Here is a 12,598-nt window from a genome sequence, read left to right on the forward strand (position 1 = left end):
TTTTTTATGATCAAAATTTACGTCACGTATAACTCTTTTATAGAAGTGCGATAAATATTAGTGCCTTAAACTGGTTTATATAATGTAGTTAGTCATGAAGCGTGTTTTGTTCAGGGCAGACATAGATAAACACCTATCGTGAATTTATAAATTATCGGCGTTTTCTTAGCTATATAACGCCACAGCCCTAGTGCAACATGACTAGAATCGAATTGTTTTTAATTTAGGTAAATGACATGCAAAACCCACACATTCTTATTGTTGAAGATGAAGCTGTAACCCGTAATACTCTACGTAGTATTTTTGAAGCCGAAGGGTATGTAGTAACTGAAGCAAACGATGGCGCAGAAATGCATAAAGCCATGCAGGATAATAAGATTAATCTTGTTGTTATGGATATCAACCTTCCTGGTAAAAACGGTTTATTATTAGCCCGTGAACTTCGTGAAATTAATAACATTGGCCTTATTTTCCTTACTGGCCGTGATAACGAAGTTGATAAGATCCTTGGTTTAGAAATTGGCGCTGATGACTACATCACTAAGCCATTTAACCCACGTGAATTAACTATCCGTGCTCGTAACCTATTAACTCGTGTAAACAGCGCTGGCGCTGAAACCGAAGAAAAAGGTTCAGTTGAGTTTTACCGTTTCAACGGTTGGAGCTTAGAAATCAACAGCCGTTCTTTAGTTAGCCCACAAGGTGAGTCTTACAAATTACCTCGCAGTGAATTCCGTGCGATGCTTCACTTTGTAGAAAACCCAGGCAAAATCTTAACTCGTGCAGACTTGTTAATGAAAATGACTGGCCGTGAGCTTAAGCCACATGACCGTACTGTTGACGTGACTATCCGTCGTATCCGTAAGCACTTCGAAAGTTTACCAGACACGCCAGAAATCATCGCAACTATCCACGGTGAAGGTTACCGTTTTTGTGGTAACTTAGAAGATTAATTTCGTCTGCAATTAATGTGCTTATTTGATTAAGCTCATTGGGTAGCAAATGAAAATAAAAGCCAAGTCAGTGACTTGGCTTTTTTATGGGCTATTAAAAATGAACTATCCCTCATGGACGATAACAAGTGATCTATAACTAATGGGCTATTATTGCCAACCCATTACCTATTACCCATTTGCTATAAACAGCGCTACTTAAGCTCGCGTTCTAAAAAGGCAGCTAAGGATTTATACAAATGATTCCTCACCTTTTCACCGCGCATAGAATGCTTTGAGCCAGGGTAGTCTATCATTTGAAATAACTTGCCTTCATCTTGCAGCGCTTTATATACGCGGGTGCTATTTTCAAACAACACATTATCGTCAGCCATACCGTGATACATCAGCAAACCAGACTGATAATTTTCCACATAAGGGGTAATGCTGCTGGCATCGTAACCTTGTTTATTCTTAGCAGGGTGACCCATATAGCGCTCGGTATAATGGGTGTCATACAAACGCCAATCGGTCACGGGCGCACCTGAAATTGCCGCTTTGAAATAATCAGGGGCTTTAAACTGGCTCATTAACGCCATATAGCCGCCATAACTATGACCATAAATAGCGATATTATCGCCATCAATAAATGGCAGACTTCTTAAGTAATCTACGCCCACTTTTTGATCGTTAACTTCTGCATCACCCATATTCTGGTAAATAACGTATTCAAACTTAGTACCACGATGGGCTGAGCCGCGGTTGTCTAATTGAAATACAGCAAAGCCTTGTTGTAATAGATATTGGGTAAAGTAATCCGCTTCACTCCAGCTATTAACCACTAATTGCGCATGTGGCCCACCGTATACTCGAACAACTACTGGGTATTTTTTGCTGGCATCAAAATCAGTGGGTTTAAATAATCGGTACTGCAGATTTTGGCCATCTTCAGCCTTTAATTGGCCAAAATCTGGTATTTGCCATAAACCCGCAACGTCATACAAAGGATGGGTTTGGTTAATTTCATTTTGTTCTACCCACATTAAATGCTCGCCAGTGTCATTGTGCAAACTCACCTGTGGCGGCTGAATTAAACTATTGAAGTAATCTAAATAAATTGGTTTTTTATCAGCAAAGACTGCTGAGTGCATCCCGGCTTTAGTTGATAGTTTTTCAATCTTGTCACTGGTTAATGACACTCTATATAAATGGCGTTCAACAACTGTGTCTTTTCGGCCTGAAAAATACACCCAGCCCGCCTGCTCATCCACAAACTCAAGCTCATCAACCGCCCACAGCCCTGTGGTTAATTGCTTTATTTGTTTACCCGACAGGTCAAATAAATAAAGGTGCTTAAAACCATCACGCTCTGAGGCCCAAATAAACGCTTGTTGTTGCTTTAAGAAATGTAAGTCATCGTTAAGGTTTACCCATGCTTGGCTGCGCTCTTTGACAACCGTGTTAGCTTTAACGTCTGAACCAGGTTTTGAACCAAGGTTAATGATGCGTAAGTCCAATGCCTGCTGATCGCGGCTTTGCCATTGAAATGATAACTGCTTGCTATCTGGCAGCCATTTTACTCGCGGTAAATACATATCCTTCTCTTTACCTAAATCAATCCACTGCACTGCTTTACTCGCCAGCTCAATCACGCCAAGTTCAATCTCAACATTGGCTTTACCCGCATAAGGATAACGCTGCTCAGTCAGTTTTATACCGTCAGCATAAATCTCATTACGGGTGACTAATTCAACACCTGACTCATCAATACGAGTAAAGGCGATAGCTGATTCATCTGGCGACCACCAGTAACCTGTCATTCGGCCCATTTCTTCTTGGGCGACAAACTCTGCCATGCCGTTTTTAATCGGCCCTTTACCATCAAACGTCAGCTGAGTTAGCTTTTCTGTTGCCAACTCCAGTACAAAAATATTTTGCTCGCGCACAAATGACACATAACGGCCTTTAGGGGACAAACGCGCATCAGTGACAAAGCCTTCACCGGTATTTAATGCCTGCGCCTTTTGATCCGCCAAGGTATAAAAATACAGCTTGCCTGCAGCTGGAATTAATAACGCTTGGCCATCATCAGCCCAAAAGTACTCCATGATCCCTTGACCATAAATACGTTGACGTTCGCGGCGGGCTTTTTCTTCATCAGATAATTCGCCCCCAGCCAGCTTATCGGCATTAAGCAACATACTGCGCTTTGCAGTGCTGATATCCATTTGCCATAAGTCATAAAAATGCTGGTTATCTTCACGGCTAGCAAGATACGTCACTCGGCTACCATCGGGAGACAGTTTTAATCCCCGAGGGCTAGCGCCGGCCAAGGCTGGTGATGCATGAATTCTTTCTATGGTCAGTGGAGTGGTATTGCCGGATATTTTCATGGTAAAGGCCATTGCATGATCTGAAATAAGTGCGCCAGTAAACACTAGCGGAATTGCCGACAGCATCAACGCCGCGGTCGATTTCCATTTTTTAGTCATTATCAATCCTTGGGAAGCCATAAATTTATATTTATCGTTATTATTATTTTCGCTGCCAATATTAATTTAACCAAAAATCAACTGAAAGCATTATTTACCAGCGAGTTTATAACAAATCTACTGCAAGTCATATATTGCTCATCTTTTTCACGCTGTAATATGGACAAATCTGAGGTATTATCCTTGATAATAAAATAAAACATTAACCACTGGTTACCGACCTTAACCTCTACTGTCTTAGGAACAAGCATGCAAACTTTGACACAAACCCTGACCAACCAAGCAGTATCAGCTTCGCTTTCACAATTAGTACTTAGCCTTGCCGATTGCTCAAAAGCAATTAGTAAAGCAGTGCAACATGGTGCATTAGCTGGTGTTTTGGGCGCTACTGAACAAGAAAATGTTCAAGGCGAAACCCAAAAGAAACTCGACGTGATTACCAATGACATGCTCAAAGATGCACTTAAAGCTGAAGGCAATGTTCGCGGTCTTGCATCTGAAGAAGAAGATTATGTTGTTGAAGTCAATCAAGACGGCGAATACTTAGTTTGTTTTGATCCTCTAGACGGTTCATCAAATATCGATATCAACTCACTGGTAGGGACGATTTTCTCAGTGCTACCTGCTGGCGAAGGCGAGTTTAACGAGCAAAGCTTTTTACAAAGTGGCCGCAAACAAGTTGCCGCAGGTTATGTGCTTTACGGCCCATCAACCATGATGGCGCTCACCACAGGTCAAGGTACTCAACTTTATACCTTAGATCCTGACACTAACGAGTTCCTGCTCACCACAGCAGAAGTGAGTATCAGTAAAGATACCGCTGAATTTGCGATCAATATGTCCAATCAGCGCTTTTGGGAAGCACCAATGCAAACTTACATTGCTGACTTAGTATTAGGCACTATTGGGCCCCGTGAAAAGTCATTCAATATGCGCTGGATTGCTGCAATGGTGGGTGATGTTCACCGCGTATTATGTCGTGGCGGTATCTTTGCTTACCCAACCGATAATAAGAACCCTGAAAAGCCGTACAAGCTGCGTTTAATGTATGAAGCCAACCCTATGGCTTTATTGGTTGAACAAGCCGGTGGTAAAGCATCTACAGGCTATGGTGATATCCTAGATATCGAACCAACAGCTATCCATCAACGTGTTGCTGTTATTCTTGGTAGCGCCAACGAAGTGGATACTTGCTTAAGCTACCATGATGTTGATTACAGCCAAGAGCCGACAATTGATTAATTGCGCTTTTAGCTACTATTAAAAAACCGCCTGCTAGCGGTTTTTTTGATCTTGCTAGCTATTAGTGATTAGTAATGATTGAGCTAATAGAGAGCTAAGTTTTAAAAACAACATAGCCTGCAATTGCAGGCTATGTAATGTTAGCGCTTTAGCTACGATTAAATAGCGAGCTTATGCCTCAGCATTAAGCTGATGTGGTTTTTCCGTTTGATCCACTATGGTTAATACCGCAGTATCACCCACTACGTTACAAGATGTCAGTACCATATCAATAATACGATCAAGTGCTGCCACAATGGCAAAGGCTTCGACTGGTAAACCTAATTGGTAGATAAGCACACCAATCATCACCATGCCGCCGCCGGGTACGCCACCAGCGCCCACTGACAATAAAAACACACTAAATAACAATGCTGGAATTTGCTCTGCTGTAATTGGCATACCAAAAGCATTGGCCACAAAGAAAATCGCGATAGTAATGTAAATTGACACTCCGCCCATGTTCATCGTTGCCCCGAGTGGCACCCCGAATCCAGCGACAGCGCGGCTAACAGCTAACTTATCGGTTAAGGTACGCATGGTCACAGGGATGGTCGCATTTGAACTGGCGGTAGAAAGCGAGAATAAAATCTGCTCTTTGGTTTTTTCACGAAAGCTCGAGGCTGATACCGGGGTGAAAATCGACACTGCTGTAGGGTAAACCACAAAAATCCATAACAACAGCAATGCTAAGATGATAACTAGGTATTCAACCACGCTGACAAAAATAGCCGGCTCAAGGGTTGCCGCTAATTTAAACATCAAGGCAAACACACCAATTGGCGCAAGGCTCATTACCACAGTGATTAAGCGCATCATGATTTTATTGGCTGTTTGAAAACCTTGCACTGCGCCGCTAACGCTCTCACCCATTGATTTAATCACGCCGCCTAACAGCAAGGCCATGAAAATAACTTGCAGCATATTACCTGAAGTAAATGCGGCAAATGGGTTATTAGGCACTATGCTAACAATCAGCTGCATTAAGTTAGGTAACTCAGTTGCAGTAATGCTCACGCCGCCATCGCTAGACATATCAACGCCTTTACCTGGCTCCAGTAACATGGCGACTAAAAATGCCGCTGTGATAGCCACCAAGGTATTAATAATATAAAAGCTAAAGGTTTTACCGCCCAAACGGCCAAAGCTCTTTAAATCTTGCAGTTCACACACGCCGCAAACAATACTGACAAATACCAGTGGCACCACTAGCATCATGATCATATTAACGAACATGGTACCAATACCGCTGGCAGCATTGACTAAGGTGCCTGAGAAGAAGCTGACATCATTGAGGGCAAATTGGACAATACTGCCCAATATTAGTCCAAAGAATAATCCGATAAAAATGCGGCTTGATAATGATTTGGTCATATCGCGAACGTTCCTAATAAAAGTCAAATTAACGCTGATTTCGCTGTTGTAACGACTTACACAGGCTCAATACTGAAGTTAATTCGACTGAAAATTTGTTTTAATTATTTTTAACGACAAGGATACTGGGACAAGAAGCAATTTAATTCAATGCTATCGATCAATTAGTTTGAGCGGCCACTGAGCAGCAGCATTTACAACTACCACCAAACTGTTGAATTAAAACAACTTAAACTAAAACAGTTGAATTATAAATATTTTTAGCAGGATTCAAGACTAAAAAACACAACACTAACAGTATTATACACTACCGTAAGAGTACTAATGAGTTGAGAACACTACAACTCTGACGACAATTTAAGCTAATTACTAGCGTTTTATAAAAGCGCAACATTTGCTTCTATTTATCCCATGCTGGCAGCATTAACCAGTGCCCAACAAAGATAACATTAATGCAAACAAGACGCTTAATTACCACAACATTACAGCTTATTCTATTATCGGTTAATGCTGCTTTGAAGCTCGGGCTGTAGCGCTAATGAAATGACATAAAAAAGCTGCTTGGTTGGCACCAAACAGCTTTTTTGTAAATCAGTTCTGGGATGATTCACTTATCAAGTTTAAGCCAGCCATAACTCCACATCATGGATCATAAAGTTACCGTTATAAACAGGATCAGGATGGCCTATGGGCTCAAGTTCAAAATAGGCTTTGTGCTCATCGGGCAAACCTTCGTAGCCGCCAATCACTTGATAAAGCCAATTCTCAGATGCCCAGTGCAACTTATGCTCTTCTAAGTATTCCAGTGCTGATTGACGAACTCCTGAATCAATCACGGCGCAGAAGTATTCATCTACCGCTAGCTTTAGTGGATTATCAGGAATATCAAAATCCTCCACCGCAGTCATGGTCATGGACACATCGTGCTCACGCACTTTTGCCGGCAATAAGTCGCGGCTAATGGTTTTAATTCTCGCCACCGTATCGAGCAAGATAAGCTCATGGCTGGCGTTATTAACGTCGACACTGGCAGGCTTAATGATGGCTTCAGCGCAGTTAAACAATTTCGGCACAAACTTATGCGCCACATGATCATCAGGTTGATAATCAGGATGCAAATCTGTGTGCAGTAAAAAGCCTTTTAATAATCGAGTACGCCCCTGAATTTGACGAAAACGCCCCAGTAGCTCTAGCAAGCGCCCTTGCACTGCACTAATTTCTTGAATGCACTGACTTAAGGTTTCTTGCAGATTGGTCACCAGTAAGCGTCTTAGCTCGCGAATATCACCGGCGGTATCACTAAGCTCACTAAACTGGAACATTTCTAAGCCGTTGAGTAATTCAGACACCTGACTTTGGGCTAATTCATTTTCACGAATTTTGGCACTAATACTACCAACATAACCAAACTCATTATTAATACGGCCCCACAATACCCGAATGGAGTAGCGCAGGCTGTCGGTAAAGCTGTAAACGTGCTCGTTTAAGTCAGCTAAATACGCCTCTGCTGCGCCATAATCAATATTGTGCCTTGCTTCTTTGTAATGATCAGCCAGTGTTTTAATGGTGCTAAACGCCGAGCCGACATTGGCATCAATTTGCCGATTACGCTCATCACTTAAAGCTTCTTCAAGTAACGCCCGTACCGAGCGTTTTAAGCGCAGTTCTTCATCGGGCTCTGGGCGCCATAAAATGCCACTTTTTCTGAGTTTCTCAATCACTGCTGCGTCATGGGTTTGCTCATTCACTGAGCCAGCAAGATAGGCATCCATAACCACATCAGAATGGCGACTCAGCTGTTTTAGTAGCTTAACCCCCGCTTGATGTAAATTATTGCTCATAATAAATCCTTTTGGGTAGCCGTTTCAGCTTGCGCTTCAAGGCTTAACCCTTCAGTTTCATCAATAAAGCGAATCACTTCGTACAAATAATCAAGCTTGCCGGTGGCAATATAAATTTGTTTCTCGCTATTAGGTTTTACCAAATACCCCAACTCCACTAAGCGCTTAAACACCAATTTAATTTGGTTGTCGGCATTGCTACTGGTTGAGCCAAATAAGCGATATTGGCTCAACTTAGCGAGCTGCTCCATAAACGCTGGCGTATCTTCAATACGCGCTTGCAGCTCAGTTAAGCGTATTGGCGCACCTTCACTTAAAGGCGCATCTTGGCCGCTACTTTCTTGTACTAGCACCAACCATTCCACCAGCGGAATAAGCGCCGAGCAAATATCTTTAAACTGGCTAGAAATCACTTTACGTTCTTGCTCACCCAGTTGCTGGTAGCCGCAAAAGAACACATCACCTTCTGCTGCAGAAGAAATCGTGCGGTTGATTTGATTTAAATACTGCTCCACTTTATCAAAGGTGGCACTGCTTTTCAGGGCGCGCCAGCCATCTTCATTGGTGGTGCGACAAATAAACTCACCACGAAGCAGTTGCTCAATCAGCATGCCAGTGCCAACCAGTGTTGTTTCGGTACTTGCCGTAACCTCAGACATTAAATAGCCTCCTTATTGGCATGTTGACTTAAGCGTGCAGCCAATGGGTTGGCTTTAGGTTTCACCACTTGTAATTTACGGGTTTGCTTATTGATAATGTAGCGATTAGCAAACAAGTTCAGCACTTCAGATTCTGGGTTAGGAAACGCCCCTAATACGCTGATATTGTTATTAACGCAGGCATCAAATATCTTCTTCACGTTGGTGTGGTGCAAGGTGCCCAACTCATCAATAGGCCAATGAATAGTGACATCGGCTTTACCCCGTAATAGGCGAGTAAAGGCCAGTAAGAACTTACATAAAATCAGATAAGCCATACCATGACTTGAAGATTCATTAAGCTGTCTATCGGTGCGAATAATTAAGTCGCTGTTGCCTTCTTTTAAGCGCAGCTCAATTTCCAGCAGTTTAGCAATGCCGCCACTTAACGCCGAGCGACCAATAATATCTAAGGCGCGGCGCATACTTGAGGTGTAATGCTCATCAGGCAGCTCACTAAAGCCATCTGCTTTCCACTGTTTAAAGGCTTTAACAAACACTTCAAGCTCAGGCCAAAACTCAAGTTCGCTAATGCGAGAACGAATCTTAACCGCGGATTCAGATACCCCATCAAGAAACAACTCTTCACCCACTTCGCGAGTAATACGCGCGCTTTGGGAGGCGATACGTCTGTCGATGTCTGCTAATACATCGTAATAAGCGGTTAAGTCGATACCAAAAATACGCCCTTGCTCGCGAATGGCCATCAAGGATTGCGGCACCATCACATTCAATAACTGTTCAAGTTGTGGAACCAACTTGCGATAATCCAGTAGGCGGATACCTTTATCATTGCTAAAGCTTGATTCATCTCGGGCACGTTCCCAAAACTCAGCTAAGCTCGAGCCTGACTTACTGGCAATAACCGAATCAAAATGCTCAACGTATTGTTTTACTGAGCCCAGTAAATAATCACGCTGTAGTAATAATTCTTCACCTTGTCTTAAGCGCTCACCAATGCCACCAGCGGCTTCATCTTTAGTTGGCGGCAATTTAAGCTCAGCCAGTTTTCGCATCACAGCCCGCAGCTTGGTGAGGTTTTCAGAAGCCTCAACTTGCGCAGCATCCGAGGCTTTTTTCAAGCTTTCAAAGTGTTGTTTACGCTGCTTAACGTCAGTGGTTTTATTGGCAAGCTGCTGTTCTAACTCAAGGGCTGCTTGCTTAACTTTGGATAAATCGGTTTGCAATTTCGGCTTGGCAATTAGCCAGGCATTTTGATACCAATGTTCATAACGCAATACATCACTGCGACGCTTTTCCGCATTACTGATTTGGGTTTCAAGATCCCGAATTTGCCCTTTTAATGCCACGATAGCCGCTTCATCAACCCCGCGAGATTTAAGCTCGTTTTTGTACCATGACTCACAGGCTTTTTGCTCTTGCTTAGCATTACTACGGCGAGTGTCGATATTGGCTTTAATTTGCCCTAGCTGATTATCTAGCGCACCGACCACATCTTGCCAATAGGCATTTTTTTCCATGCGGGCTTCAAGGGCTTGCTCTTTTTGCTCACTAAGCCACTCTAGGTGTTTATTATGCTGCTGCTTGAGCTCGTTTTCTAACTGAATAAGACGCTTGCTGGCATGAGCTTTACGCTCGGATAACGCTTGATTGATTTGCTCTTGTGAGCTGCGCTTTTCATCAAATAAACGCCGTACATCTTCACGGCTGTTTTTATAAGCAGTGCGGGCAAAGGTCAGCTCTTTATTAAGCGTGTCTAATTGATCGTTAATGGCAACCAGTTGATCTTCGTTTTCCGATTTTAGCTCTTCAGCTTGAGCTAAGGCTTCTTCTGCCTTAGCTAAGCGCAGACGTAAGTCTTGCTCAGACGCAGCATAATCAGGCACATCAATGGCTTTAAGATCTAAGCCAATACCAAATAATACCTCGCCATTACTGTCTGCAACATGGGGATGGAGATCGGTGCGGTGTAATAGTTCAGGGGCAATAACCTTACCAAAGCTTTGCTCCCAACCTGAGGACTCTTTACGCAAAAACTCTAATAGAGTGTGTGATTGTGGAAATAACACCCCTTTGACATCATCAACATCAGCTAAGCGCTCATTCACTCTCACACTGGCGATTCGAAGTGCCTCAGAGACTTGATCGCGTTTGGCGCGCAGTTTTCTTTCTTCTATTGATAAGCGATCGACTTTTTGATTACAGCTTTCTTGTTCTTCATCAGCGCGGCTAATGCGCTCATCAAACACTGCTAAGCTCATTTTCTCTTCTTCGGTGTAGCTGACACCGTCGATTTGATGTTTCAGCTCACCTTGGCTGAGCTTGAGTTTAAATTCTTGTTCAGCAAACTGCGCTTTACCGGCATCGGTTTTTTCACGCCATAAGCTGTCGAGTTGAGTTAAATCATCGTTAGCAGATTCACGCTGGGCATCACGGGTTTCACGAATGCTATCTTGCTCTTGATGCAGTGACTCAAGCTCTCGGTGTAACTGCTCAGCAATTTTACTACGGCGGGTACTGTAAGCCGCTTCAATGTCTTGGTGCTTTTCAGTTTGTAACTTATGACGCTCTGATAAGTTTTCTAAATCACTGCGCCAATTATCTAAACTGTCTAAGTCGGCTTTAGCTTGTTCAATATTGGCATTTAAAAAGCCTTCATATTGATCTTCAATGCCATCAAGCTCAGCTTCATATTTGCGGATATCACCTTGGGCGAATGACAATTCTTGGCTGATCTCATCGCGGGCTTCTTTCCATTCTTCGTCCAGAAGGCGCAGTTGTAAACTGGTCTCTTTAGACTGATTTTCACTGCGCTCTTGGCGCTGTGCTTCAAAGGTTTCATCGGCGCGATAGCCTTTAGCTAAACTGCCTAGTCGAAGCTCGGCGCTCAGTAACTGATTAAACTCTTGTTCTAGCTTTTCAAATTCAGGGCGAATTTGCTCAAAGCCTTGGACTAACTGACTTTCACGGATCCAGCTTTCTACTCGCTGTGGATTTAAGCGTGAGGTTGGCGGGTTAACACCATCTTCTTCTAAAATGGCGGCCACCATTGACTTAACGGTTTCCATTTTGCCTTCTTTAGAATGCACCGCTTTGGCCAGTTTTTCGATATGACGTAGCGAGTATTCGCTATCACACAATGAGAACTGATGGGCGTAATTACGTAGCTCGCTTTTATTGCCGCCGGTGGACAATAAACTGCGATCATGTTGAATAATCGCGCGGTATTCTCGGGTATTCAGCAAGTTAGTATGCGGCACCGACTGGCGCTTCATTTCACGGCCTAACTCCGCCATGGTATGACAAATGATGGTATCGCCATTACGGTTTTTAACGTAATCATCAAGCTCGAAACCTTTGGCAATAAAGCGGTAATTCACCCCTTTACCGTCACCGGCGGATGCCATTAGCGCTTGATAAAGCTGGCCGTCACTCTTTTGATATTCATAGATGATGTAACTTGAATCATGGGGAAGATACCAACGCTCAAAACTATCACGGGTTGAAGGCACGACTCGGCTAGGGTACTCACCATAAAACACTGGGACTAATCGCTGCAGTGTGGTTTTACCTGAAGCATTGGTACCACAAATGTTGGTGTGTCCATCTAGCTGCAGTTCCACCACACCAGGAAGGTGAGTATTAATTAACACTATTCTGATCAAGCTTGGCATTGGCATCCTTTTGCGTACTTTCCGCAACGGCTAAAAACAAGATTTTAGGGAATTTATTTTAATGAGCTATAAGTTAAATCAAAGCGCTGAATGAAGCAATTTAGCTGATAACAAAGCGTGAAATAATAACCGATAAAGGCTGCTTTACTCGCCTAACAAAGCAGCAAACGGCCAGTATATTGTTTTTACCAGCATGAAGTTGTGGGATATCACTTAGGTTTTATGCGAGGCTAAGGCGGATAAGCTGATTCAGAGATAAAAAAACCACCTTTGCGATGGCGTTAAAAATGAATATAACCAAATAAAATTTCACTATTAGTCAGCAGCTCCCCCCCCTTTTCACTG

7 protein-coding genes are annotated in these 12,598 nt (G+C 43.0%); 2 read left to right on the top strand and 5 right to left on the bottom strand.

The features are described 5' to 3' along the window. The first annotated feature begins 236 nt into the window (after nt 1–236). Entirely contained in the window at nt 237–953 is a 717-nt protein-coding gene (gene arcA / locus BCU57_RS13535; protein WP_076540527.1) for a two-component system response regulator ArcA, read from the top strand. 194 nt (nt 954–1,147) lie between these two features. Here arcA and BCU57_RS13540 read toward each other — a convergent pair whose 3' ends face one another. Further along, complete coding sequence (locus tag BCU57_RS13540) at nt 1,148–3,424, bottom strand: S9 family peptidase (protein ID WP_102436712.1); 2,277 nt, start codon at nt 3,422–3,424, stop codon at nt 1,148–1,150. A gap of 249 nt (nt 3,425–3,673) precedes the next feature. On the opposite strand from BCU57_RS13540, the gene BCU57_RS13545 reads away from it, so the two are divergent. Beyond that, nucleotides 3,674–4,666 (top strand): class 1 fructose-bisphosphatase, encoded by a 993-nt coding sequence (locus tag BCU57_RS13545; RefSeq protein ID WP_102436710.1) that lies wholly within the window; start codon nt 3,674–3,676, stop codon nt 4,664–4,666. A 171-nt stretch (nt 4,667–4,837) separates the two neighbouring features. Here the strand turns inward: BCU57_RS13545 and BCU57_RS13550 are convergent, their stop codons facing one another. The 4 genes from BCU57_RS13550 to BCU57_RS13565 all read right to left on the bottom strand — a co-directional run bounded on the left by BCU57_RS13550 (nt 4,838) and on the right by BCU57_RS13565 (nt 12,253). Beyond that, a complete protein-coding gene (locus BCU57_RS13550; protein WP_102436708.1) occupies nt 4,838–6,079 on the bottom strand; it encodes a dicarboxylate/amino acid:cation symporter in 1,242 nt (413 codons plus the stop codon). A 620-nt stretch (nt 6,080–6,699) separates the two neighbouring features. Next, nucleotides 6,700–7,920 (bottom strand): phosphoenolpyruvate carboxylase, encoded by a 1,221-nt coding sequence (locus BCU57_RS13555; RefSeq protein ID WP_102436706.1) that lies wholly within the window; start codon nt 7,918–7,920, stop codon nt 6,700–6,702. Then, nucleotides 7,917–8,579, bottom strand: coding sequence for a condensin complex protein MksE (locus BCU57_RS13560; protein WP_076540535.1), 663 nt, complete (start codon nt 8,577–8,579; stop codon nt 7,917–7,919). Before BCU57_RS13560 ends, BCU57_RS13555 begins: the two co-directional genes overlap by 4 nt. Continuing rightward, the gene (locus BCU57_RS13565; protein WP_102436704.1) at nt 8,579–12,253 is read right to left on the bottom strand and encodes an ATP-binding protein; all 3,675 of its coding nucleotides are present in this window, start codon (nt 12,251–12,253) and stop codon (nt 8,579–8,581) included. Before BCU57_RS13565 ends, BCU57_RS13560 begins: the two co-directional genes overlap by 1 nt. Nucleotides 12,254–12,598 lie beyond the last annotated feature (345 nt).

The organism is Shewanella sp. 10N.286.48.B5 (assembly GCF_002874355.2).
GTDB lineage: Bacteria > Pseudomonadota > Gammaproteobacteria > Enterobacterales > Shewanellaceae > Shewanella.

Bases quoted from the DNA above. Each gene is read 5' to 3' on its own strand.
- arcA (WP_076540527.1), top strand. From the start codon at position 237: ATGCAAAACCCACACATTCTTATTGTTGAAGATGAAGCTGTAACCCGT.
- BCU57_RS13540 (WP_102436712.1), bottom strand. From the start codon at position 3,424: ATGACTAAAAAATGGAAATCGACCGCGGCGTTGATGCTGTCGGCAATT.
- BCU57_RS13545 (WP_102436710.1), top strand. From the start codon at position 3,674: ATGCAAACTTTGACACAAACCCTGACCAACCAAGCAGTATCAGCTTCG.
- BCU57_RS13550 (WP_102436708.1), bottom strand. From the start codon at position 6,079: ATGACCAAATCATTATCAAGCCGCATTTTTATCGGATTATTCTTTGGA.
- BCU57_RS13555 (WP_102436706.1), bottom strand. From the start codon at position 7,920: ATGAGCAATAATTTACATCAAGCGGGGGTTAAGCTACTAAAACAGCTG.
- BCU57_RS13560 (WP_076540535.1), bottom strand. From the start codon at position 8,579: ATGTCTGAGGTTACGGCAAGTACCGAAACAACACTGGTTGGCACTGGC.
- BCU57_RS13565 (WP_102436704.1), bottom strand. From the start codon at position 12,253: ATGCCAAGCTTGATCAGAATAGTGTTAATTAATACTCACCTTCCTGGT.